We start from the raw sequence: 24,333 nt of genomic DNA, 5'->3' as shown, positions 1-24,333 counted from the left end.
GGTTGACAAATGTCTGAAGTCTTACCGGGTGGGGTGCTGCCGGTTCCGCCGCGGGTGCCCGGTGCGGGCACCCGCGGCGGAGCGGGTCAGACCTCCTCGACGGAGCTGGGCTCGGCCCGCGAGAGGTCGATACCCAGTTCCTCGGCGGCCCGGAAGACTTCCTCGTCCGAGTCACGCATCTCGATGGCGGTGCCGTCCGTGGACAGGACCTCCACGTTCAGGCACAGCGACTGCATCTCCTTGATCAGGACCTTGAACGACTCCGGCACGCCGGGCTCCGGGATGTTCTCGCCCTTGACGATCGCCTCGTACACCTTGACGCGGCCGTGGATGTCGTCCGACTTGATGGTCAGCAGCTCCTGCAGCGTGTAGGCCGCGCCGTACGCCTCCAGGGCCCACACCTCCATCTCACCGAAGCGCTGCCCACCGAACTGCGCCTTACCGCCCAGCGGCTGCTGGGTGATCATGGAGTAGGGGCCGGTGGACCGGGCGTGGATCTTGTCGTCCACCAGGTGGTGGAGCTTGAGGATGTACATGTAACCCACGGAGATCGGGTCCGGGAACGGCTCGCCGGAGCGGCCGTCGAACAGCCGGGCCTTGCCGGAGCGCTCGATCAGCCGGTCCCCGTCGCGGGTCGGGCTGGTCGAGTCCAGCAGACCCTGGATCTCGTCCTCCGTGGCGCCGTCGAACACCGGGGTCGCGACGTTCGTCGGGCCGGACTCGCGCGGCAGCTGCGGCAGGTTCGCCGCCCACTCGGGGTCGCCGTCGATCTTCCAGCCCTGCTTCGCGGCCCAGCCCAGGTGGATCTCCAGGACCTGCCCGATGTTCATCCGGCCGGGCACGCCCAGCGGGTTCAGGATCACATCGACCGGGGTCCCGTCGGCCAGGAACGGCATGTCCTCGATCGGGAGGATCTTGGAGATGACGCCCTTGTTGCCGTGCCGGCCGGCGAGCTTGTCACCGTCGGTGATCTTGCGCTTCTGGGCCACGTACACGCGGACCAGCTGGTTCACGCCCGGGGGCAGCTCGTCGTCCTCGTCGCGATCGAAAACCCGCACGCCGATCACGGTGCCGGACTCGCCGTGGGGCACCTTCAGGGACGTGTCCCGCACCTCGCGGGACTTCTCGCCGAAGATCGCCCGCAGCAGCCGCTCCTCCGGCGTCAGCTCGGTCTCGCCCTTCGGGGTGACCTTGCCGACCAGGATGTCACCGGCCTCGACCTCGGCACCGATGTGGATGATGCCGCGCTCGTCGAGGGCGGCGAGGATCTCCTCCGAGACGTTCGGGATGTCCCGGGTGATCTCCTCGGCGCCGAGCTTGGTGTCGCGGGCGTCGATCTCGTGCTCCTCGATGTGGATCGAGGAGAGCACGTCGTCGGAGACCATCCGCTGGGACAGGATGATCGCGTCCTCGTAGTTCAGGCCCTCCCAGGACATGAACGCGACGAGCAGGTTCTTGCCCAGCGCGAGCTCGCCACCGTCCGTGGCGGGGCCGTCGGCGATGACCCCACCGACCTCGACCCGGTCGCCCTCGGCCACCACGACCCGCTGGTTGTAGGAGTTGCCCTGGTTGGACCGGGAGAACTTCATGATCGGGTAGTTGGTCTGGGTGCCCTCGTCCTCGAGCACGGTGACCAGGTCCGCCGACACCTCGGAGACCACGCCCGCCTTCGCCGCGACGACCACGTCACCGGCGTCGACCGCGGCGTGCTTCTCCATGCCGGTGCCCACGAGCGGGGCCTCGGACCGGAGCAGCGGCACGGCCTGACGCTGCATGTTCGCGCCCATCAGCGCGCGGTTCGCGTCGTCGTGCTCGAGGAACGGGATCAGGGCGGTCGCCACGGACACCATCTGCCGCGGCGAGACGTCCATGTAGTCCACCTCGCCGGCGGGGATCAGCACCGGTTCGCCACCACCACCGCGCTGGCGGACCAGCACGGTCTCCTCGGCGAAGTGCCCGTCATCGGTCAGCGGCGCGTTGGCCTGCGCGATGACGACCTCGATCTCGTCGTCGGCGGTCAGGTAGTGCACCTCGTCGGTGACCTGGCCCTCGGTGACCCGGCGGTACGGGGTCTCGATGAAGCCGAACGAGTTGATCCGACCGTAGGAGGCGAGCGAACCGATCAGGCCGATGTTCGGGCCTTCCGGGGTCTCGATCGGGCACATGCGGCCGTAGTGCGACGGGTGCACGTCACGGACCTCCATGCCGGCCCGGTCGCGGGACAGACCGCCGGGGCCGAGCGCGGAGAGGCGCCGCTTGTGGGTCAGACCCGCGAGCGGGTTGTTCTGATCCATGAACTGGCTCAGCTGGGAGGTTCCGAAGAACTCCTTGATGGCGGCCGAGACCGGGCGGATGTTGATCAGGGTCTGCGGCGTGATCGCCTCGACGTCCTGTGTGGTCATCCGCTCGCGGACGACCCGCTCCATCCGGGACAGGCCGGTGCGGAGCTGGTTCTCGATCAGTTCGCCGACCGCGCGGATGCGGCGGTTGCCGAAGTGGTCGATGTCGTCGACCTCGACGCGGATCTCGTGCTCGGCCCCGTCCCGGGTGCCGGGCATGGTGTCGTTGCCCGCGTGCAGCGTGACCAGGAAGCGGATCATCGCGACGATGTCGTCGATGTTCAGCACGGAGGCGTTGGGGTCGTCCAGGGCGGTCTCGACGCCGAGCTTCCGGTTGATCTTGTACCGGCCGACCTTGGCCAGGTCGTACCGCTTCGGGTTGAAGTAGAGGTTGTCCAGCAGCGTCTGGGCGGCCTCGACCGTCGGCGGCTCGCCCGGACGCAGCTTGCGGTAGATATCGAGCAGCGCTTCCTCGCGGGTCTGCGTGCCGTCCTTCTCCAGGGTGGCGCGGATCGAGTCGAAGTCGCCGAACTCCTCGAGGATCCGGCTCTCGGTCCAGCCCATCGCCTTGAGCAGCACGGTCACGGACTGCTTGCGCTTGCGGTCCAGGCGAACGCCGACCTGGTCCCGCTTGTCGACCTCGAGCTCGAACCAGGCACCGCGCGACGGGATGATCTTCGCGGTGTAGATGTCCTTGTCACTGGTCTTGTCCGCGGTCTTCTCGAAGTAGGCGCCCGGGGAGCGGACCAGCTGGGAGACGACGACACGCTCGGTGCCGTTGATGACGAAGGTGCCCTTGTCGGTCATCAGCGGGAAGTCGCCCATGAACACCGTCTGCTGCTTGATCTCACCGGTGACGTTGTTCATGAACTCGGCCTTGACGTACAGCGGCGCGGCGTAGGTCGCGTCCCGCTCCTTGCACTCGGCCATCGTGTACTTGGGGTCGGCGAACTCCGGCTCCGAGAAGGACAGGGACATGGTGCCCTGGAAATCCTCGATCGGGGAGATCTCCTCGAAGATGTCGGCCAGCCCGGAGGTGTTCGGTACGCCCTTCTCCCCCGACGCGAGGGCCTCCTCGACCCGGCGGCGCCAGTTGTCGTTGCCGACGAGCCAGTCGAAGCTGTCCAACTGCAGGGACAGGAGGTTGGGGACATCCAGCGGTTCGTGGATCTTGGCGAAGGAGAGGCGGGGTGCTTCGCCGCTAGCGGTTACGTTGTCAGAGGTGCTCGAGGCGACCAAGAGGGATCCTTCCACAGACCTTCAGGCGTGAACTGCGCCCCCGACGGCGACCTGCGGCTCGCTGTCGTGCCGCCCACCCGTGCTGGTCCGGTCCGGACCGGGTCGCCGCTGCTCACCGGCGTCACCGTGGTGTCCACGGGCGACGCGTTCGGCGCAGCACTCGACCGAGCCCACCGCTATATGAAGGCTGAAGGTGAAAAGGGGATACGCAAAGATTCAATCTACCCGGTGGAATGCTTGGTGTCCAGCTCGGGCTGTGGTATCGCGCGGGACGCTCGCGGCACGGCCCCACGACGACGGCCGCGCCACGAGGCGCTGATCACACTAGGCTTGAGGAGCACACACCGTCGTCGACAGGACCAACGCCACCATGACTGAACACCACGACAACGACGTCGTCATCCTGGCCGGGACACGTACCCCGCAGGGGAAGATCCTCGGCCGGTTGGCCGGGTTCACCGCCGTGGAGCTGGGGACGCTGGCGGCGTCCGCCGCGATCGAGCGGTCCGGGGTGAGCGCCGCCGACATCGACCACGTCATCCTCGGCCAGGTCGTCCAGGCCGGCGCCGGACAGAACCCCGCTCGGCAGACCGCCATCGCCGCGGGCGTCGGCTGGAACGTGCCGGCCGTGACCGTGAACAAGGTGTGCCTCTCCGGGCTGGTCGCCATCACCGACGCCGCCCGGCTGATCCGCTCCGGCGAGGCGGACGTCGTCCTCGCCGGCGGTCAGGAGTCGATGACCAACGCCCCGCATCTGCTGCCCGGTGCGCGGAAGGGCTGGACCTACGGCTCGTTCGAGGCCGTCGACGCGGTGGCGCGGGACGGGCTGGTCGACTCGTTCGACCACATCTCGATGGGCGCGTCCACGGAGGCGCACAACGGTCGTCTCGGCGTGGACCGCGCCGCTCAGGACCACGTGGCGGCGGCTTCGCACCAGCGGGCGGCCGCGGCGGCGGAGAGCGGTGTCTTCGAGGACGAGATCGTGCCGGTCAAGGTGCCCCAGCGCAAGGGCACCCCGGTCGTGGTGTCCGCCGACGAGGGGGTGCGGCCGGGCACCACGGTGGAGACCCTGGCGGGGCTGCGTCCGGCGTTCGCCGCGGACGGCACGATCACCGCCGGCAACTCCTCGCCGCTGTCCGACGGTGCCGCCGTCGTCGTCGTCGCCCGCCGCTCGTGGGCGCAGGAGCGTGGTCTGTCGTGGCTGGCCGTGATCGGCGCGCCCGGGCAGGTCGCCGGTCCGGACAACTCTCTGCACTCCCAGCCGTCCCGGGCCATCGACCACGCGCTCGACCGGGCGGGATGGCAGCGGGCGGACCTGGACTTCATCGAGATCAACGAGGCGTTCGGCGCGGTCGCGGTGCAGTCCCTCGCCGACCTGGACTACCCGCTGGAGCGCACCAACATCCACGGCGGCGCCATCGCCCTGGGCCACCCGATCGGGGCTTCCGGGGCCCGGCTCGCGCTGCACGCCGCGCTCGAGCTGGCCCGACGTGGTTCCGGCCGGGCCGCCGTGTCCCTGTGCGGCGGCGGGGGCCAGGGCGAGGCGTTGCTGCTGTCCCGCGACTGAGCGCCGGCGGGACCAGCCGCAACCAAAGAAGAGCCCCGCTCCGATGACCGGAGCGGGGCTCTTCAGCATGCCCCTGCGGGCGTGTACCAACGATCAGATGATCGGCGGGGTCACTTCAGGGTGACGGTGGCGCCGGCGCCCTCGAGCTGCGCCTTGGCCTTCTCGGCGGCGTCCTTGTTGGCGCCCTCCAGGACCGCCTTCGGCGCACCGTCGACCAGGTCCTTGGCTTCCTTCAGACCCAGCGAGGTCAGCGCGCGCACCTCCTTGATGACCTGGATCTTCTTGTCGCCGGCGGCCTCGAGGACGACGTCGAACTCGGTCTTCTCCTCCTCGGCCTCGGCCTCGGCGCCGCCACCGGCAGCGGCCGGACCGGCCACGGCCACGGGGGCGGCCGCGGTGACGTCGAAGGTCTCCTCGAAGGCCTTGACGAACTCGGAGAGCTCGATGAGGGTCAATTCCTTGAACGCATCGATCAGTTCTTCAGTGGACAGCTTCGCCATGGTGGCGCTCCTTCGTCTCTGGTGCCGGTCGCGTGCCGCCCTCGGGGGTGGAGCGATCCGGCGGGATCTTCGGTCGTGGCCCGGAGTCCGGGCCGGCAGGAGCGGATCCTGCCTGTGCTGCCGGTGCGGCGTCACCGCCGTCCGGCAGCGGCCGCTCACGCGGCCTGGCTCTCCTCTTCCTGCTTCGCTCGCAAGGCCTCCGCGGTGCGGACGGCCTTGGAGAGCGGAGCCTGGAACAGGGCAGCAGCCCGGGACAGCGACGCCTGCGCGGCGCCGGCGACCTTGGCCAGCAGGATCTCGCGGGACTCGAGATCCGCGAGTCGGGTGATTTCAGCGCCGCTGAGTGCCTTCCCCTCGAGGTAGCCACCCTTCACGATCAGCTGAGGGTTGGTCCTGGCGAAGTCACGCAGGCTCTTCGCGGCCTCCACCGGATCTCCGGTGACGAACGCGATCGCGGAGGGACCGGAGAGCTGGCCCTCGAACGCGTCGATGCCCGCCTCCTTCGCCGCGATCTCGGTCAGCGTGTTCTTCACCACGGCATAGTCCGCGTTCTCACCGAGGGAACGGCGCAGCGCCTTGAGCTGAGCCACGGTGAGACCACGGTATTCCGTCAGGACGGCGACGGTGGAGTTGCGGAAGTGATCCGTCAACTCCTGGACCGCGGCGACCTTGTTCGGCTGCGCCATGGTTCTCCTTCCGGTCATCGGGGGCCGGCCGACCACGGCAGCGGATCTGCGTGAGAACGCAATAACGCCCCGCGCAGATGCACGGGGCGCACGGGGCACGGACAGGGAGATCCCGTCGGTGTCGAGCTGTCGTTCACCTGCGCAGGCCGCCCGCTGAGCGGGGCCTTGGGTTCACTCCGACACGGGCATGATTGCCCGGGCAGGAACGAACGACCGGCGGTCTTTGGTACCTGACCATGCTACGCGAGTGCGGCGATCCGGCCAAATGCGCCGTCGGTGCTCGCACGCCAGCCCGGCTGGCGGAACCCCTGTTCGGGCTGGCGTGCGACGCGGGAACTGACCTCGCATCCGAGCCCCGACAGGCGGGCCGCTGTTCGGGCTGGCGCACTCCAGCCCCGATAGGCGGGCCGATGTTCGGGCTGGAGTGCGAGCGTCGACTGTGGCCCGGCACCGTCGTCAGGCGGCGTGCCGGCCGCGACGGCGACCGAGTTCTTTCGGGGTCGCGAAGAACGCCGCCACGACGGCGCCGAGCAGCAGGGCGAGCGCGGGCAGCAGCAGGGACTGGCCCATCGCCGCCGCATAGCCCGCCTGCAGGAAGTCCGGCAACCCCCCGGCACTGGCACCGGCTTCGCCCGCGGGCGCACCGCCGGGGAGCTGGGGCAGTTCGACGGAGAGTCGGCTCTGCATCAGCACCGCGATCGCGGCCGAGCCGAGCACCGCCCCCACCTGGCGCGTCGTGTTGTAGACCCCGGAGCCGGCCCCCGCGACGTCCGGGGTGAGGTTGCGGGTCGCGCTGATCGACAGGGGGGCCCACATGCACGAACTGCCGAGCCCCATGATGACCGGCACCAGTACCAGGAACACGAGCGGGGTACCCGGGGTCATGATCGCCGCCAGGATCAGCAGCCCGACGCCGAACGCGGCCATCCCGGGCACGGCCAGCCGCCGCGGATCCACCCGGACCAGGATGCGGCCGACGATCGGGGCCATGACGCCGGAAACGACCGCCATCGGAGCCAGCATCAGGGCTGCCTGTGTCGGGGTGAGCCCCCGGACGGTCTGGAGGAAGAGCATGATCGGGAAGTTCATCGCGGTGATCGCCACGCCGACGAGCGTGATCGCCGTGTTCGCGAGGCTGAAGTTCCGGTCACGGAAGAGCCGGAGAGGGATCAGCGGTTCTCCCCGGTTGTACCGCTGCCACAGCACGAAGAGGGCGAGGACGACGACGCCGGTGATGATCAGGCCCCACACCGAGATCGGGCCGACGATGGTCCCCCAGTCGTAGGTCTTGCCCTCCTGGATCCCGAACACCAGCGCGAACATGCCGGCCGCGCTGAGCACCACGCCGAGGAAGTCGAAACGATGGCTGTGGGTCGGTAACGACGGCACCAGGACGAACGCCATGATCAGACCGACGATGCCGACGGGTACGTTGACGAAGAAGATCCACTCCCAGCCGAGGGAGTCGACGAGCAGCCCGCCCACGATCGGCCCGACGAGCGTCGCGATGCCGGCGGTGGCGCCCCACAGACCCATGGCGGCACCACGACGAGCCACGGGGAACATGCGCGTGATCACGGACATCGTCTGCGGCGTCATCAGCGCGGCCCCGAGTCCCTGCGCCACGCGGGCGAGGATCAGCATCTGCACGTCCCCGGCGAACCCGCACCACGCGGAGGCGATCGTGAAGACGGTGAGCCCGATCAGGTAGATGTTCTTCGGCCCGAAACGGTCCCCGAGCCGCCCGGTGATCAGCAGGGGCACGGCGTAGGCGAGCAGGTAGGCGCTCGTGACCCAGATGACGGCGTTGATGTCGGCGCCGAGCCCCCGCATGATGGCCGGCATCGCGGTGGTCACGATGGTCGAGTCCACGAGGATCATGAAGAAGCCGATGACGAGCGCCCACAGGGCCGGCCACGCCTTCGGGTCCAGGGGAGCATCGGGTGCCTGCGAGGGGCGCGCAGCATCCGGACGCCGTGGCGTCGCCTCAGCGATGGAGGACTGAGCCGGTTCGGCCGTCTGGTCGCTACGGGTGGTGGTCACGTGGGTCCTTCCGGCCCGGGAAGCCCGGGGAACATGATCATGAAGGTGAAGGCGCTGCGCGTTCGGCCCGGCCCGCAGACGGGGCCGGCCGCCGAGCAGGGTCAACGTCGGCCGTCGGTCGGTTATGCCCGGCGACGAGGGCGGTGGCGTGCGGCCACCGGACCGGGCCGGGACCGGTCAGGTCAGCCGCTTCTGCCGAGCACCGGCCACACCGACCTGCCGGAAGCCGAGTGCGACGGTGATGTCGAGCACGGGCGTGTTCTCCCCGACGTTCCGGTGTACACCCGACGCACGACCGGCCACACCTGGGCGAGCCGCCGAAGGTTCTCCATCTTCAGCAGAATACCCAGCCGGCCGCTACGCCACACAGACGCGAACGGGGCCGGACGAGATGATCTCGTCCGGCCCCGTCCGTCGGGCGGTCAACCGCGGTCGGTCCCCGCTCAGGCGGCGGGAAGCACCCGGGTGACGTTCGGGTCCACCGGGATGCCCGGGCCGAAGGTCGTGCTCACCGTGGCGCGCTGGATGTAGCGGCCCTTGGACGCGGACGGCTTGAGCCGGAGCACCTCGTCGAGCGCGGCGGCGTAGTTCTCCGCCAGCTGCGTGGCGTCGAAGGACACCTTGCCGATGATGAAATGCAGGTTCGCGTGCTTGTCGACCCGGAAGTCGATCTTGCCGCCCTTGATGTCGGTCACGGCCTTGGCCACGTCCGGGGTCACCGTGCCGGTCTTCGGGTTCGGCATCAGGTTGCGGGGGCCCAGGATCTTGCCCAGGCGACCCACCTTGCCCATCAGGTCCGGGGTGGCGACGGCGGCGTCGAAGTCGGTCCAGCCGCCCTGGATGCGCTCCATCAGATCGTCCGACCCGACGAAGTCGGCGCCGGCGGCCTCGGCCGCGGCGGCCCGGTCACCGGTCGCGAAAACCACGACGCGGGCGACCTTACCGGTGCCGTGCGGCAGGTTCACGGTGCCGCGCACCATCTGGTCCGCCTTGCGGGGGTCGACGCCCAACCGGAACGCGACCTCGACGGTCGCGTCCGATGCCGACGGGTTCGACTCCTTCGCCAGGGCGACGGCCTCGGCCGGGGTGTAGAACCTGCCGTCCTCGATCTTCTCGGCGGCGGCCCGGTATGCCTTGCTGCGCTGTGCCATCTGCGTTCTCTCCTTGTGCAGGTGTGGTGTGACGGGCCGCGCGCGGCCCCTTCCCACGGGATGTTCGGTGCCGGGCGGACCCGGCGGGAGTGGTCGAGTGACTACTCGACGGTGTCGTACTGTCGACTGACTGCGGTGCTTGCTACGGCGCTGCTGACTCCGTCAGCCTCGCCCACGCTGCGCTCCTCGTCACTCGACGGTGATGCCCATCGATCGGGCCGTGCCCGCGATGATCTTCGCCGCGGCGTCGACGTCGTTCGCGTTCAGGTCCTCGAGCTTCGTCTGAGCGATCTCGCGCACCTGGTCCTGGGTCAGCCGTGCGACCTTGGTGGTGTGCGGCGTGGCCGAGCCCTTCTGGACACCGGCGGCCTTCTTGATCAGCTCGGCGGCCGGCGGGGTCTTCGTGATGAAGGTGAACGAGCGGTCCTCGTACACCGTGATCTCGACCGGGACGACGTTGCCGCGCTGGGATTCCGTCGCGGCGTTGTACGCCTTGCAGAATTCCATGATGTTGACGCCGTGCTGACCGAGTGCAGGACCGATCGGCGGGGCCGGGTTCGCGGCACCCGCCTGGATCTGCAGCTTGATCAGGCCGGCGACCTTCTTCTTGGGAGCCAATTGAAGATCCTTCTTCCATGGTGGTGCCCGCCGGCACAGGAGCGTCCCGGCGGAGGTTGGCCGCCGTGGCGCGGCGGCCGGCGCCGGCGCATCCCGCAAAGCATCGGGTCACGCCGGCGAAGTCTGTCTGCTCAGATCTTGCTGACCTGGTTGAACGCGAGGGTCACGGGCGTCTCACGCTCGAAGATGGAGACCAGCACGACAAGTTGCTGGGACTCCGGCTTGATCTCCGAGATCGTCGCCGGCAGGGTCTCGAACGGGCCCTCCTTGACGATCACCGACTCGCCGACCTGGAAGTCGACGACCGTGCCGCCGGACACCGGGCGAGCCGGCTTGCCGTCCTCCGCGGCGCGCTCGGCCTCGAAGGCCGGAGCCAACATGGAGACGACCTCATCGAGGCGCAACGGCACCGGGTTGTGGGCGTTGCCGACGAAGCCGGTGACGCCCGGGGTGTGCCGGACCGCGCCCCACGACTCGTCGGTCAGTTCCATCCGAACCAGGACGTAGCCCGGGATCCGCACGCGCCGCACGATCTTGCGCTGCGCGTTCTTGATCTCCACGACCTCCTCCATGGGGACCTGGATCTCGAAGATGAAATCCTCCATGTTGAGGGTCTGAATCCGGGTCTCGAGGTTGACCTTCACCCGGTTCTCGTACCCCGCGTAGGAGTGGATGACGAACCAGTCGCCTTCCTGACGGCGCAGCTTCGCGGTGAACTCGACGAGCGGATCCTCGGCCGGCTCAGCATCGACGTCGGGCTCGACGGCGGTCGCGGCCTCCGCGGTGTCCGTACCGGCGGCGACGGCCGCATCGGTCTGCTGGATGGTCGCCTCGTCGGTGGCGACGGCGTCATTCGCTGCAGCATCGTTCGCTGCGGCATCGCTCCGATCCGCGTCGTCGGCGACGTCCTGCGTGGCCGCTTGCGGTGCCGTGTCGTCGGCGCTCTCCGCGTCCTCGTCGATCACCGGTTCGGCGGGTGCGGGCACCGGTGCAGAAGTCGGCGCGGCGTCGCTGAACGGCGAATCAGCGCTGGGGGCGACGTCGTCGTCGTGGTTTTCGAGCCTGTGCTCGGACACGGTGTACTCCTGTTTCTCGACCGGTTGACTGGGTGCTGGCCTGCCCGGGGTCACTGCGCGGGGGTGCCGACGAAGACCCACTTCGCGGCCGAGAAGAACGCGAAGTCCAGTCCCGTCACGATGAGCATCATGATCACCACGAACACGAGCACCACGGCGGTGTAGTTCAGCCACTGACCGCGCGTCGGTGTCACCACCTTGCGGAGCTCGGCGATGACCTGCCGGAGGAACAACGCGATCCGGGCGAACACGTTGCGCTTGCGCTGCTTCATCTCGGGCGAGGGGCGCCCCTGAGAGCTGCTGGCAGCTGTTTCGGTCACCGGTTCCTCACTTGCCGTTCGTCGAGTTCGCGTGCGGTCGACCGACCGTCGCGCCGCGATGCCGGCTGTTGTGCCAGCCAGTGCGCAGGGCAGACAGGACTCGAACCTGCAACCTGCGGTTTTGGAGACCGCTGCGCTACCAATTGCGCCACTACCCTTCGATGCCCCCGGCCGCTGCCGTCCCGTGCTGAGGGCACGACCGACCTTCGGCGGAACACCAAAATGACAGTCTACGCATCCGGGGCGTCGACGTCGAACCGGCGACGTCGACCAGGCGGGCGTCACCCCTCGACGTTGCCACGTTCCGGGACTCTTGTGCACTGGATCACAGCTGAGTACGCTGATGCCGATCACACAGCGAACACTTGTTCATAATGCGAACACCGTTGGGCGTCCCAGCCCGACGCCCAGCGCCGAACCGGCCACCGGCCATCGGTTGCCTCCCGGGTCGGCGACCCACCTGCCGACACCACCCGAGGCCCCAGACCGTCGAGCATGGAGCGATCCGATGACGTCCCACGAGACCAGCCCCCTGTCCCCCCGCGAGGAGGGTGTCACCCCCCAGGAACAGGCGCGACGCCTGCGCCGGGCGAAGAAGGCCGCCACCGCCGCCTTCCTCGGCGGCACCCTCGAGTACTACGACTTCTTCGTCTACACCACGGCCGCGTCGCTGGTGTTCTCGAAGATCTTCTTCCCGGCCGGCGACCCGGTGATCGCGCAGATCCAGGCGTTCGCCACCCTGGGCGTCGCCTACATGTTCCGTCCCATCGGGGCCGTCGTCTTCGGTCATCTCGGTGACAGGATCGGCCGGAAGAACACCCTGGTCCTGACCCTGCTGCTGATGGGCGTGGCGACCTTCCTCATCGGCTTCCTCCCGGACTTCCCGACCTCCGGCTACCTGGCCCCCGTGCTGCTCGTGCTGCTGCGCGTGCTGCAGGGCCTTTCCGCCGGTGGCGAGACCGCGGGCGCGGCCTCCTTGACCATGGAGGAGTCGCCGGTGGGCCGGCGCGGGTTCTTCCCGAGCTTCACCATGAGCGGCATCTCCGGCGGCATCGTGCTCGCTTCCCTGGTGTTCCTGCCGGTGGCGGCCATGCCGCAGGACCAGCTGTTGGCGTGGGGCTGGCGGATCCCGTTCTGGCTCTCCCTGGTCGTCGTCGTCGTCGCTTTCGTCGTCCGGCGCCGGCTCGAGGAGCCCGAGGTGTTCGAGGAGAAGGCCCAGCACCAGGATCTGGTCCGGCTGCCGCTCGCGGAGATGTTCCGGACCCACCCCAAGCAGTTCTTCCAGACGGTGCTGATGTCGTTCGAGACCGTGACGAACACGTTCATGCAGTCGTTCGGCCTGGCCTACGCGGTCGTGGTCGGCATCCCCGCCACCACGATGCTGTGGGTCAGCGTCCTGGGCAACGCTCTGGCCATGTTCACGCAGCCGTTGATGGCGTACTTCTCGGACCGGATCGGCCGCAAGCCGATGTTCACCACCGGGGTGATCGGCTCGGGACTGATGATCTTCATCTATTTCTGGTCCATCTCGACCCAGAACATCGCCCTGGTGTTCGTGACCAGCACGGTGATCACCGCGGGCACCTACGCGATGTCCAACGCGATCTACCCGGCGTGGTTCCCGGAGCTGTTCAACGTCCGGGTTCGGTACTCCGGCGTGGCCATCGGCCTGCAGATCGGCATCCTGTGCGCCGGCTTCACCCCGCTGCTGGGCGAGGCGCTGCGCGGTGCCGAGAAGGCCAACTGGGGGCCGGCCGCCTGGATCGTCGCGGCCTCGTCGATCCTGGCGGCCGCCGGTGCGTTCTGGGCCCGGGAGACCTTCCGCGTGCCGCTGCGGGATCTCGGTGCCCCGGTCCATCACCCCCAGACCAGCAGCATCAACAAGCTGTCGGTCTAGCGGGGCGCGGGTACCCACGCACGACGTCGGTTCGGGCGGACCCGGGCACGGCAACGCCGGCCCGCCTAGACTGAGGGCCGCCCCCGCCCGCAACGAAGGATGTCATGAGCCCAGCCCGCATCTCCGCCCGTGTCGGATCGATCGCTGAGTCGGCCACCCTCGCGGTCGACGCCCGCGCGAAGGCCCTCAAGGCACGGGGCAGACCCGTGATCGGGTTCGGCGCCGGGGAGCCGGACTTCCCGACACCCGACTACATCGTCGAGGCGGCGGTGGAGGCGGCGCGGGACCCGCGGAACCACCGCTACTCCCCCGCGAGCGGGTTGCCGGAGTTGAAGGCCGCGATCGCCGAGAAGACGCAGCGGGACTCCGGATACACGGTCGAACCGGGCCAGGTGCTGGTGACCAACGGCGGTAAGCAGGCCGTCTACGAGGCGTTCGCCACCCTGTTGGACCCGGGCGACGAGGTGCTGATGCCCACGCCGTACTGGACCACCTATCCGGAGGCGATCCGTCTCGCCGGCGGGGTGCCCGTCGAGGTGTTCGCCGGACCCGACCAGGGGTACCTGGTCACGGAGGACCAGCTCGAGGCGGCGCTGACCGAGCGGACCAAGGTGCTGCTCTTCGTCTCTCCGTCGAACCCCACCGGAGCGGTCTACTCCCCCGAGCAGACCGCCCGGATCGGCGCGTGGGCCGCGGCGAAGGGACTGTGGGTGGTCACCGACGAGATCTACGAACACCTCACGTACGACGGCGTGCCGTTCACCTCGATCGCCACCGCGGCCCCCGACCTGGGGGACCGCGTCGTCGTCCTCAACGGGGTGGCCAAGACCTATGCGATGACGGGCTGGCGGGTCGGCTGGATGATCGGCGCGCCGGACGTGGTCGAGGCGGCCACCAACCTGCAGTCGCACGCGACGTCGAACGTCGCCAACGTCTCCCAGCGCGCCGCGCTGGCGGCGGTCGCCGGTCCCCTGGACGCGGTGCACCGGATGCGGGAATCCTTCGACCGCCGTCGCGGGATGATCGTCGCGGGCCTGAACGCGATCGACGGCGTCGAGTGCCCGATGCCGACCGGCGCGTTCTACGCCTACGCGGACGTCCGGCCGCTGCTGCGGCACCCGGTCCACGGCCGTCACCTGTCCACCAGCGCCGAGCTCGCCGCGCTGATCCTGGAGGAGGCCGAGGTGGCGGTGGTGCCCGGCGAGGCGTTCGGTCCGTCGGGTTTCCTGCGCCTGTCCTACGCCCTGGGCGAGGCCGACCTGCTCGAGGGCGTCGGTCGGATCCAGCGGCTCCTTGCCGGGTGACGATGGCCTTGCCGGCCGGCGGTGGGCCGGTTCGATCGATCGCCGCGTGCCCGCCGACGACGCCGACCCGCACCCGGGCCTGTGCTGGCGGGCCTCGGGGGAAGATGGCAGGCTGAGGCCCATGGACTCCTTCTTCAACGCCATCCGCTCCCTCGGTCCCCGCCGATGAAGATCGGCGTGCTCACCAGCGGCGGGGACTGTCCCGGCCTGAACGCGGTGATCCGCGGCATGGTGCTCAAGGGCATCGAGGCCGGTGACCACGAGTTCGTCGGATTCCGGGACGGCTGGCGCGGCGTGGTGCAGGAGGACATCATCACCATCCCGCGGTCCATGGTGCGCGGGATCTCCAAGCAGGGGGGCACCATCATCGGCACCTCCCGCACCAATCCGTACGAGGGCGACGGCGGCGGACCGGCGAAGATCGCGGCCATGCTCGAGCGCAACGGCATCGACGCGGTGGTCGCGATCGGCGGCGAAGGCACCCTCGCGGCCGCGAACCGGCTGGCCGACGAGAACATCCCGGTGGTGGGGGTGCCCAAGACCATCGACAACGACCTGAACGCGACGGACTACACCTTCGGGTTCGACACCGCCGTGCAGATCGCCACCGACGCCATGGACCGGCTGCGCACCACCGGTGAGTCCCACTCCCGGTGCATGGTGGCCGAGGTGATGGGCCGGCACGCCGGCTGGATCGCCCTGCACTCCGGCGTGGCCGCGGGGGCGCACGCCATCCTGATCCCGGAGCAGAGCCTCGGGATGGAGCAGGTCGCCGAGTGGGTGCAGGAGGCGTACGACCGCGGGCGCGCGCCGCTCGTCGTCGTCGCCGAGGGCTTCATCCCCGCGGGCTACCAGGAGGCGTATTCCGACAAGGGCCTGGACACGTTCGGCCGACCCCGGTTGGGCGGTATCGGCGAATGGGTGACCGGGGAGATCGAGCGGATCACCGGCATCGAGAGCCGTAACACGATCCTCGGTCACATGCAGCGCGGCGGCACTCCGACCAGTTACGACCGCGTCCTCGCCACCCGGTTCGGCATGGCCGTGCTCGATCTGGCGCTCGAGAAGCGCTGGGGCTCCATGGTCGCGCTGTCCGGCACCGATATCGTCCAGGTTCCGCTCGCGGACGCCGTCGGCAGCCTGCGGGTCGTGCCGCAGTCACGGTACGACGAGGCGGCGCTGCTCTTCGGCTGAGTCCGACGCCGACGGCCCGTTCGGGGAGCGCGTCAACGGTGCGAGCGTCGCGGTGCTCGCTCCGGCGCGGTGCGCGCCCCGTCGGGTCAGCCCCGGCGGGTGTTCAGGAGCCCGGCCGGGCGGCCGACCACCTGCCCGGCGTCGGGCGCGACGATGACCTCCTGCGCCGCGGCGTAGCGGCTCTCCCCGTCGACGACGACGAGGTCGGCCGCCGGGTCGACCGACCGTTTGATCACCGCCAGCGCGATCGGGCCCATTTCCCCGTGCTGGGCCACGGAGGTCACCCGGCCGACCGCCCGGTCCCCGGTCCGGACCTCGGAACCGGCGGCGGGCAGCGTGTGCTCCGACCCGTCCAGGTGCAGGAACACCAGTCGCCGTGGCGGGTGGCCGAGGTTGTGCACCCGGGCGATGGTCTCCTGACCCTTGTAACAGCCCTTGGCCAGGTGCACGCCGGTACGGAGCAGATCGAGCTCGTGCGGGATCGTCTTCTCATCGACGTCATGGGCGTACCGGGGGCGCCACGCCGCGATCCGCAGCGCCTCGGCGGCACCGTTGCCGGCCAGCCCGATCCCCACCTCCCCCAGCGCGTCGACCGTGCGCTCGAGATCGGTGCGGGGCACGAGGAAGACCGACCAGCGCCACGTGGCGGCCGGGTGGTCCTCGCCGACGGTGTAGGCGAAGCCGCCGGGACCGAGCCGCGGCCAGGGGTCGGCGAAGCGAACGGAGGCCTCCCGCAGAGGTGCGGGAGCGTCCTCGGGATCGACGGCGGCGCCGATCGCGGCCCAATCGCCCGTCACATCGGCGACCTCGACGCGCAGCATGAACCGCATGGAGTCGAGCCAGCGGGCCAGGTCCTCGTGCTGGCCCACGTCGGTGAGCAACCAGGTGCGCTCGCCGTCGTCGGTGACCAGCAGGTCGAACTCGATGCGCCCCTGGACACTGAGCAGCAGGGTCTCCGTGGTGACCCCGGCCGGCAGATCCGTCAACTGCTGCGAGGACAGCGTGTGCAGCCAGCTGAGCCGGTCCGGCCCGGAGACGGTGACGACGCCGCGGTTGCCCTGGTCCACCACCGCGCGGCCGCGCTCCAGGGCGCGCTGCTCGCGGGCGGGATCACCGTAGTGCGCGGCGATCCCGGCGTCGGCGCGCCCGTCGGGAACGGCGCCGTGGCGGCTCAGCAGGGGACTGGTGGGACTCATGTTCTCCTCAACGGTGGCGGCGCGCACCCGCATTCCCGGTGCGTCCCCCCGGCAACCCGGCAGGGTCGGCTCAGGCCCGGTGCAGTCGGCCGGACGCGTGCGTCTGCAGCGGCCGGCCGGCGGCGGCGATGTCCCAGGCCCACAGCAGGTCACCCTCGACCAGTCCGTACATCCGGGTGGCCGCCCGGTAGTCCTTGGCGCCGGGGGCGCGCATCACGGCGTCGGTGCTCAGGTCGATGCGTGGACCCTTGATCTGCCCGACGTACAGTTCGCTGACCCCGCCGGGGTGGACGAGCGTGGCGACGATGTCGAAGCCGCCGTCCGCGTTGCGCAGCTCCTCGACGTCGTCGGCCGTGCGCAGTGCCGGGACGATGTCCGCCGGGAGCATGCCCGGACCTGGGTCCGCGTCGTTCTGCTGCCGGTCGAGCTGCCAGACGCCGGTCTCGCGCGTCAGCGGGCGCAGCCGCCGGCCGTCCTCGTCGACGAGCCAGGACTCACCGGTGTAGCTCAGATAGGGCAGACCGTTCTGCGTGAACGTGATCTGCTGGTCGAACTGCTGGCTCTCCTCGTCCGCGTAGCCCAGCACTCCGGTGCCTTCCCAACGGCCGACCAGCCAGGAGAGCGGGACGAGCTCGGGTGTGAGGTCGGTCGGGAGTTCGAAGGGCATCGGCTCGGACTACTGCTGACCTTTGAACAGTCGCCAGACGACGAATCCGGCGAACCACGCCATGGCCAGACTGGCAACGGCGAGCAGCACCAGGTAGAAGATCTCGAGGGCAACAATCGACATGTTTCCAGCGTACACGCGGCACCGGCCGTGCCGGCCTCGATGACCACCGTGGACACCACCGCCGAGGTGATGGCGGCCCGACTCAGCTCGCGATCAGCAGTTGCGCTCCGTAGAAGGCCGACCCCGCCGCGAGCACCGGCCCGACGCCCACGGCCACCGCACCCAGCCGGGTCCGCGGGCCGCCGTCGGCGAGCACCATGCGCCGGAAGGTGGCCACGACCAGACCCGCGACCGCCCCCAGCAACGCCGCAGTACCCGCGCCGGACTCGCCCACCAGCAGGGCGACCAGCGGCGCGACGGCGGTGGCGACCAGCACGCAGAGCGGACCGATCATCCGATCCGGCCACGGCACGGCGGCCATCAGCACGGCGGCGAACGCGGCGACGGCGGTGACGCCGATCAGGGCGGCGTGCTGCTCGGTGGCCACCCGGAGCGAACCGATCCAGCCGGCCCCGAGGGCGGTGAGGGCGACGCCCGACGACGAGGCGACGAGCGCCTCCAGCCGGCGGGCCGCACCGGTCCCGCGCAGCAGCTCGATCAGGAACACCGCTATCAGCCCGAGAGCGGCGATCAGCCCGGCCCAGGTGAGGTACGCGCTCGGCAGTCGCAGGGCGACCAGGGCCGAGGCGATGCCGGCGAGGGCGATCACCACACCGTGCGCACGCGCCGCGGTGAGCCCCTGGAGCCGGACCCAACCGGCACCGGTGACGACGGCGCCCACGCCGACGAGCACGGTCATCGCACCGGTCCCCAGCGCGGCGGCCACGACCAGCCCGAGCAGGGTCACCAAGGCGGCGACGCAGACGATGTTCAACCTCACCTCTCCATCCTCCCAAATCGGCGACGCCGGCGGCGACGGCCGACCGGGGCCGGCGCCTATACTGGGACGGTCCTGATGAGATCGGGCGCCCGACGACCGACGGGTCGACGGCTGAGACCCTGACCGACGGAGGCGGAATGTCGCACCTCCTGCTCCTCACCAACAGCAGGGGTTCGTCCGTGGACGTGCTGCCGGCGCTCGAGTTGCTCAACCACCGGGTGCACATCCTGCCGGCCGAGCCCACCGCCCTGCTGGAGACCGAACCGTGCGACGTGGTCCTGTTGGATGCTCGCCGAGACCTGGTGGGAGCCCGGGCCCTGTCGCAGCTGCTCAAGGCTACCGGGCTCAGCACCCCGCTGGTGCTGGTGTTGACCGAGGGCGGCATGGCCGCCGTGTCAGCCACGTGGCGGGCCGACGACGTCGTGCTCGACACGGCGGGTCCCGCCGAGGTGGAGGCCCGGCTCCGGTTGGCCGTCGCCCGCACGGACGGCGAGGCGGAGGACAGTGCGGAGATCCGCGCCGGCGGCGTCGTCATCGACGAGGCCAGCTACACGGCCCGCGTCGCCGGGCAGGTGCTCAACCTGACCTACAAGGAGTTCGAGCTGCTCAAGTACCTCGCCCAGCACCCCGGCCGGGTCTTCACCAGGAGTCAGCTGTTGCACGAGGTGTGGGGCTACGACTACTACGGCGGTACCCGCACCGTGGACGTGCACGTGCGGCGTCTGCGCGCCAAGCTGGGCCCGGACCACGAGACGCTGATCGGCACGGTGCGCAACGTGGGCTACCGGTTCGCGCCGACCCGATCGGACGAGGCCGCACTGGAGCAGGCCGGTACCTGAGCCATCGGCTCCGGCCCGAGCCCGCCGAACGCCGAAGGGCCCGACCGCGCGGTCGGGCCCTTCGGCGTTCGTGGTGGAGGACATACGGGTCGAACGTATCGAGGGCGCCCCACTGGCGCATCCCCCTCGTCCGGGATCGGGACCAGACCCGACGCTAGCCGATGGGCGGCGGCGGGTGCAAACCGGGGGACGGTCTCCCCGCGGGGCGCCCACGGTCTCCCCGCGTGGCGGTTGCGGCGGCCGGGCCGCGGGTTGCGGCAGGCGGACTCATCGCCTAGGCAGGAGGCCATGAAGACACGCTGGCAGATCGACATCGTCCGTTCCCGTCCCACCGACGCGGACCTGGCGAGGGTGGGCCGCCTGGCCGACACGGCGCGGGCCGCGGACGGCCATCCCCCCTTCTCCGATCAGACCATGGTGACCCTGCGCGCGGGAGACACGGACGGCCGCACGGTCCTCACCCTGCTCGCCCGGGAGGCCACCGGGCAGGATTGCGCAGCCGGCGACCCGGCCGGTGCGGCCGTGGTCGTCGCGGACGGCGACGGCCCGCCCCTGCTCGAGCTGGTGGTCGCTCCGGCGCGGCGGCGGCGTGGCGCCGGATCGGCCGTGCTGCGGGCGGCGGCGGAGCTGTCCGGGCTCCTGGCCGACGACGTCCGCGCCTGGTCCCACGGGGACCACCCGGCGGCGCGGGTGCTCGCCGCGCAGCACGGGTACCGCGCCGTGCGGGAGCTGTGGCGGATGAGCGGCCCCATCGAAGCCGTCGCACCGGCGGGCACCCCACCGCCGGCTCCACCCGTCGGCATCCGGCTGCGCTCCTTCCGTGCCGGCGACGAGACGGCCCTGCTCGCGCTCAACGCCGCCGCGTTCGCCCACCACCCCGAGCAGGGCACCCTGAGCCTGCCGGATCTGACGGACCTGATGGCGCAGGACTGGTTCGACGCGGCGGGGTTGTTCCTGGCCGAACGGACGGCCGACGGCGTGCTGCTCGGTTTCCACTGGACGAAGATCGACCCGGCCGAACCCGCCGAGGGCGAGGTCTACGTGGTGGGGGTCCACCCCGAGGCGCAGGGCCTCGGGCTCGGCCGGGTGGTGACCGCGGCCGGCCTCGAGCACCTGCGCCGACGCCGCGTGCGGACCGTCACCCTGTACGTCGACGCGGACAACACCGCCGCTGTGCGGCTCTACACGTCGATGGGTTTCGACCGGAGCGACGTCGACGTCATGTACGCCCCGGCGCCCCCGAGCAGCGGCAGCCAGTAATCTGGAACCGGCCCCGGCATCCGCCCCCCTGCGACAGGAAGCTCATGGAACAGCAGTCATCGGTCGACAGCACCGCGCAGGTCGACAGCAGCGCGCAGTTCGATGGTGCCGTGCCGGTCGACAGCGCCGTGCAGTTCGACAGCAGCGCGCAGACCAGCAGCGCGCAGTTCGACTTCTCCGAGGTGGCGGCGGCGCGAGCGACCCAGGACCGGATCGACATCCCCGACTTCGCTCCCTCCCCGCACCCGTCCGGTGACGTCGGGCCGGACCGGTTCCTGGACCGTGAGCTGAGCTGGCTCGCGTTCAACGCCCGGGTGCTCGAACTCGCCGAGGACCCGACCCTGTACCTGCTCGAGCGGGTCAATTTCCTCTCGATCTTCGCGTCCAACCTCGACGAGTTCTTCATGGTGCGGGTCGCCGGACTGAAACGCCGCATCGCCGCGGGTCTGGCCGTGCCCTCCCCCGCCGGGCTCAGCCCGCTGGAGGTGCTCGATCAGATCTCGGAGAAGGCCCACGAGCTGATGGCCCGGCACGCCGCCGTCTTCACCGACCAGATCCGACCCGCCCTGGAACGCGAGTCCATCCACCTGACGTCGTGGGACGAGCTGAACCATGCCGAGCAGGCCCGGCTGACGGACTTCTTCGTCCAGAAGGTCTTCCCGATCCTGACCCCGCTGGCGGTCGACCCGGCCCACCCGTTCCCCTACATCTCGGGGCTGTCCCTGAATCTGGCCGTGATCGTCCGGAACCCACTGACCGGTAAGGACCTGTTCGCCCGGCTCAAGGTACCCGACCAGTTGCCCCGCCTGATTTCGGTCGACGGCCCTCGTGCAGGACACACGCCCGGGCGGACGGCACGGTTCATCCCGCTCGAGAGCGTCATCGCCGAGCACCTCGAGGAGCTCTTCCCCGGCATGGAGGTGCTCGAGCGGCACCCATTCCGGGTGACCCGCAACGAGGATCTCGAGGTCGAGGAGGACGACGCCGAGAACCTGCTGCAGGCGCTGGAGAAGGAGCTGCTGCGCCGCCGGTTCGGCCCGCCGGTACGGCTGGAGGTCCGCACCGACATCAATCCCAGCGTCCGGCGGCTGCTCGAACGGGAACTCGGCGTCGAACAGCACGAGGTGTACGCCCTGTCCGGGCTGCTGGACCTGCGCGGCCTGGGCGTGATCGCGAAGATCGACCGGTCCGACCTGCACTACCCGAAGGCCGTGCCGCACACGAACCGGGACCTGAACGAGAGCGAGACGGCGAAGGCGGCCAACGTGTTCGCCTCGATGCGACGCCGGGACATCCTGCTGCACCACCCCTACGACTCGTTCTCGACCAGCGTGCAGGCCTTCCTGGAGCAGGCGGCCGCGGACACGCGGGTGCAGGCGATCAAGCAGACCCTGTACCGCACGTCCGGTGACTCCCCCATCGTCGACGCCCTGGTGGACGCCGCGGAGGCGGGCAAGCAGGTGCTGGCCCTGGTCGAGATCAAGGCCCGGTTCGACGAGCAGGCCAACATCTCGTGGGCCCGCAAGCTCGAGCAGGCCGGGGTGCACGTCGTCTACGGCATCGTCGGGCTGAAGACCCACTGCAAGCTCTCGCTCGTGGTCCGGCAGGAGAGCGACGGTCTGCGCCGCTACTGCCACATCGGCACCGGCAACTACCACCCGTCCACGGCCCGGTACTACGAGGACATGGGTCTGCTGACCGCCGACCCGCAGGTCGGGGAGGATCTGTCCCGGCTGTTCAACCAGCTCTCCGGGTACGCCCCCCGCTCCACGTTCAAGCGGTTGCTGGTCGCTCCGCGGTCCTTGCGGTCCGGCCTGATCGACCGGATCGAGAAGGAGATCGCGAATCGGAACGCCGGGCTGACGTCCCGGATCCAGATCAAGGTCAACTCCATGGTGGACGAGGCGATCATCGACGCCCTCTACCGGGCTTCGCAGGCGGGTGTTCCCGTCGACGTCGTCGTCCGCGGCATCTGCTCCCTGCGCCCCGGGGTGCCCGGTCTGAGCGAGAACATCACCGTCCGGTCCATCCTCGGCCGGTTCCTCGAGCACTCGCGGGTGTTCGCGTTCGCCAACGGGGGCGATCCCGTCGTCTTCATCGGGTCGGCCGACATGATGCACCGCAACCTGGACCGGCGAGTCGAGACGCTCGTGCAGCTGAAGTCCCCCGCGCAGCTCCGGGACGTGATCGGCCTGCTCGACCGGTACATCGCCGACGGCACGTCGAGCTGGCATCTGGACAGTGACGGAGGGTGGGAGCGCCACTCCCGGGCCGAGGACGGCACGGCGCTGACGGACATCCAGTCGGTGCTGCTCGAGTCGCGCGCTCGGCCGCGGGTGCTCTCGATCCGATGACCGCGGCCGTGATGCGATCCCGCGCGTACCGGCACCGGGGCCGGCGGTGGCTGCGTCGTGGCTGACGCTGCCCACGCCACCGTCCTGGCCGCGGGTGCGCTCTGCTGGCGGCTGCGGGGCGGGGAGCTGGAGGTCCTGCTCGTGCACCGGCCGCGTTACGACGACTGGTCCTGGCCCAAGGGCAAGCAGGATGCCGGTGAGACCCTTCCGCAGACCGCCGTCCGGGAGGTGCGGGAGGAGGCCGGGGTGCGGATCACCCTCGGCATCGCCCTGCCCACCGCCTCCTACCGGGTCGCGGCCGGACGAAAGGACGTCTCCTACTGGGCGGCCCAGCTGCACCACGCCACCGTCGCCGAAGGGGACGGCAAGGAGGTGGACCGGGTCCGCTGGGCCGGCCCGACGGCGGCGGCCCGGCTACTCAGCAACCCCACGGACCGGGAACCGTTACGTGCGCTGGTCGCGGCCCACGAGGCCGGGACCCTGCAGACCCGGGAAGTGCTCGTCATCCGGCACGCCAAGGCCAAGCCGCGCTCCAAGTGGACGCACGCGGAGGGCCAACGTCCGCTCGCGGCCACCGGGCGTCGACAGGCCCACGCGCTCGCCGACCTGCTGGTCGCCTGGCGGCCGCAGAAGATCGTCACCAGCCCCTGGCTGCGATGCATCCAGACCATCTCCCCGTACGCGAAGGCCCACGGCGTGAAGGTCAGCACCGAACCGGCGCTGACCGAGGCCAGCGCCCGGCTCAAGCCCCGGCGTGCCGCGGCCGCGATCGAGAAGGTGCTGGAGAAGTCCCGGCCGATGGCGGTGTGCACGCACCGGCCGGTGCTGCCGATCATCCTCGCCACCATGGCCGCGCACGCACCGCGTGCGCTGGTGTGCCAGCTGCCGGACACGGACCCGTATCTGAGCCCCGGGGAGGTGCTCGTGGTGCACCTGAGCACCGCCGAGCCGGGCCGGGTCGTCGGCGTCGAGCGGCATCTGCCCTTCGACGACTGACAGTGATGATGGAGGTAGTGGTTCCCCCGGGTGGGTCTGACTCACCGACTGACCGACGCTCCGGCTGTCTTGTTTGCGATTTGTCGGTCCACTGCGGGGGGATCGCTACGCACGCGACCGGACGGGCGTCTGTGACCTCATAGG

At 70.1% G+C, this 24,333-nt stretch carries 20 protein-coding genes and 1 tRNA gene; 8 read left to right on the top strand and 13 right to left on the bottom strand.

The window, feature by feature from the left end; translation table 11 throughout:
* Nucleotides 1–86: 86 nt before the first annotated feature.
* A complete protein-coding gene (gene rpoB, locus BKD30_RS08600; RefSeq protein WP_076703997.1) occupies nucleotides 87–3,578 on the bottom strand; it encodes a DNA-directed RNA polymerase subunit beta in 3,492 nt (1,163 codons plus the stop codon).
* Nucleotides 3,579–3,948: 370 nt separating this feature from the next.
* Here rpoB and BKD30_RS08595 point away from each other — a divergent pair, with 370 nt between their 5' ends.
* A complete protein-coding gene (locus BKD30_RS08595) occupies nucleotides 3,949–5,145 on the top strand; it encodes an acetyl-CoA C-acetyltransferase (RefSeq protein WP_076703995.1) in 1,197 nt (398 codons plus the stop codon).
* Between the two features lie 110 nt (nucleotides 5,146–5,255).
* On the opposite strand, the gene rplL is transcribed toward BKD30_RS08595, so the two are convergent.
* The 9 genes from rplL to BKD30_RS08555 form a co-directional block, all read right to left on the bottom strand.
* The gene (gene rplL, locus BKD30_RS08590) at nucleotides 5,256–5,645 is read right to left on the bottom strand and encodes a 50S ribosomal protein L7/L12 (protein ID WP_076703994.1); all 390 of its coding nucleotides are present in this window, start codon (nucleotides 5,643–5,645) and stop codon (nucleotides 5,256–5,258) included.
* A 155-nt stretch (nucleotides 5,646–5,800) separates the two neighbouring features.
* Nucleotides 5,801–6,331 carry a 50S ribosomal protein L10 gene (gene rplJ, locus BKD30_RS08585; RefSeq protein ID WP_076703992.1) on the bottom strand — a complete coding sequence of 177 codons (531 nt, stop codon included), beginning with the start codon at nucleotides 6,329–6,331 and terminating at the stop codon, nucleotides 5,801–5,803.
* A gap of 456 nt (nucleotides 6,332–6,787) precedes the next feature.
* Nucleotides 6,788–8,212 carry a DHA2 family efflux MFS transporter permease subunit gene (locus BKD30_RS08580; RefSeq protein ID WP_076704028.1) on the bottom strand — a complete coding sequence of 475 codons (1,425 nt, stop codon included), beginning with the start codon at nucleotides 8,210–8,212 and terminating at the stop codon, nucleotides 6,788–6,790.
* A gap of 339 nt (nucleotides 8,213–8,551) precedes the next feature.
* Nucleotides 8,552–8,677 (bottom strand): hypothetical protein, encoded by a 126-nt coding sequence (locus BKD30_RS16870; protein WP_268874375.1) that lies wholly within the window; start codon nucleotides 8,675–8,677, stop codon nucleotides 8,552–8,554.
* A 140-nt stretch (nucleotides 8,678–8,817) separates the two neighbouring features.
* Nucleotides 8,818–9,525, bottom strand: a complete 708-nt coding sequence (rplA, locus tag BKD30_RS08575; RefSeq protein WP_076703991.1) for a 50S ribosomal protein L1 — start codon at nucleotides 9,523–9,525, stop codon at nucleotides 8,818–8,820.
* Nucleotides 9,526–9,714: 189 nt separating this feature from the next.
* Complete coding sequence (gene rplK / locus BKD30_RS08570; RefSeq protein WP_076703989.1) at nucleotides 9,715–10,143, bottom strand: 50S ribosomal protein L11; 429 nt, start codon at nucleotides 10,141–10,143, stop codon at nucleotides 9,715–9,717.
* A gap of 131 nt (nucleotides 10,144–10,274) precedes the next feature.
* A complete protein-coding gene (gene nusG, locus BKD30_RS08565; protein WP_083956170.1) occupies nucleotides 10,275–11,219 on the bottom strand; it encodes a transcription termination/antitermination protein NusG in 945 nt (314 codons plus the stop codon).
* Between the two features lie 50 nt (nucleotides 11,220–11,269).
* Entirely contained in the window at nucleotides 11,270–11,491 is a 222-nt protein-coding gene (secE, locus tag BKD30_RS08560; protein ID WP_218189285.1) for a preprotein translocase subunit SecE, read from the bottom strand.
* Between the two features lie 133 nt (nucleotides 11,492–11,624).
* Nucleotides 11,625–11,697: transfer RNA gene (locus BKD30_RS08555), tRNA-Trp, on the bottom strand.
* Between the two features lie 350 nt (nucleotides 11,698–12,047).
* Between BKD30_RS08555 and BKD30_RS08550 the strand changes: the two genes are divergently transcribed.
* The 3 genes from BKD30_RS08550 (at nucleotide 12,048) to BKD30_RS08540 (ending at nucleotide 15,934) form a co-directional block, all read left to right on the top strand.
* Nucleotides 12,048–13,436, top strand: a complete 1,389-nt coding sequence (locus tag BKD30_RS08550; RefSeq protein WP_076703986.1) for an MFS transporter — start codon at nucleotides 12,048–12,050, stop codon at nucleotides 13,434–13,436.
* A gap of 104 nt (nucleotides 13,437–13,540) precedes the next feature.
* Complete coding sequence (locus BKD30_RS08545) at nucleotides 13,541–14,740, top strand: pyridoxal phosphate-dependent aminotransferase (protein WP_076703985.1); 1,200 nt, start codon at nucleotides 13,541–13,543, stop codon at nucleotides 14,738–14,740.
* A gap of 165 nt (nucleotides 14,741–14,905) precedes the next feature.
* The gene (locus BKD30_RS08540) at nucleotides 14,906–15,934 is read left to right on the top strand and encodes a 6-phosphofructokinase (protein ID WP_076703983.1); all 1,029 of its coding nucleotides are present in this window, start codon (nucleotides 14,906–14,908) and stop codon (nucleotides 15,932–15,934) included.
* An 86-nt stretch (nucleotides 15,935–16,020) separates the two neighbouring features.
* Here the strand turns inward: BKD30_RS08540 and ygfZ are convergent, their stop codons facing one another.
* The 3 genes from ygfZ to BKD30_RS08525 all read right to left on the bottom strand — a co-directional run bounded on the left by ygfZ (nucleotide 16,021) and on the right by BKD30_RS08525 (nucleotide 18,740).
* Nucleotides 16,021–17,130, bottom strand: a complete 1,110-nt coding sequence (ygfZ, locus tag BKD30_RS08535) for a CAF17-like 4Fe-4S cluster assembly/insertion protein YgfZ (protein ID WP_076704025.1) — start codon at nucleotides 17,128–17,130, stop codon at nucleotides 16,021–16,023.
* Between the two features lie 70 nt (nucleotides 17,131–17,200).
* A complete protein-coding gene (locus tag BKD30_RS08530) occupies nucleotides 17,201–17,797 on the bottom strand; it encodes an FABP family protein (RefSeq protein ID WP_076703982.1) in 597 nt (198 codons plus the stop codon).
* A 205-nt stretch (nucleotides 17,798–18,002) separates the two neighbouring features.
* The gene (locus tag BKD30_RS08525) at nucleotides 18,003–18,740 is read right to left on the bottom strand and encodes a hypothetical protein (RefSeq protein WP_083956166.1); all 738 of its coding nucleotides are present in this window, start codon (nucleotides 18,738–18,740) and stop codon (nucleotides 18,003–18,005) included.
* A 137-nt stretch (nucleotides 18,741–18,877) separates the two neighbouring features.
* On the opposite strand from BKD30_RS08525, the gene BKD30_RS08520 reads away from it, so the two are divergent.
* The 4 genes from BKD30_RS08520 (at nucleotide 18,878) to BKD30_RS08505 (ending at nucleotide 24,189) form a co-directional block, all read left to right on the top strand.
* Nucleotides 18,878–19,579, top strand: a complete 702-nt coding sequence (locus BKD30_RS08520) for a winged helix-turn-helix transcriptional regulator (protein WP_076703980.1) — start codon at nucleotides 18,878–18,880, stop codon at nucleotides 19,577–19,579.
* A 288-nt stretch (nucleotides 19,580–19,867) separates the two neighbouring features.
* Nucleotides 19,868–20,839 (top strand): mycothiol synthase, encoded by a 972-nt coding sequence (gene mshD, locus BKD30_RS08515; protein ID WP_076703979.1) that lies wholly within the window; start codon nucleotides 19,868–19,870, stop codon nucleotides 20,837–20,839.
* A 44-nt stretch (nucleotides 20,840–20,883) separates the two neighbouring features.
* Nucleotides 20,884–23,193, top strand: a complete 2,310-nt coding sequence (locus BKD30_RS08510) for an RNA degradosome polyphosphate kinase (RefSeq protein WP_083956165.1) — start codon at nucleotides 20,884–20,886, stop codon at nucleotides 23,191–23,193.
* 57 nt (nucleotides 23,194–23,250) lie between these two features.
* The gene (locus BKD30_RS08505; protein ID WP_076703977.1) at nucleotides 23,251–24,189 is read left to right on the top strand and encodes an NUDIX hydrolase; all 939 of its coding nucleotides are present in this window, start codon (nucleotides 23,251–23,253) and stop codon (nucleotides 24,187–24,189) included.
* Nucleotides 24,190–24,333: the final 144 nt, after the last annotated feature.

Origin of the sequence: Tersicoccus phoenicis, from assembly GCF_001968835.1 — a bacterium.
GTDB lineage: Bacteria > Actinomycetota > Actinomycetes > Actinomycetales > Micrococcaceae > Tersicoccus > Tersicoccus phoenicis.
This window is presented reverse-complemented; position numbering and strand designations above follow the sequence as displayed.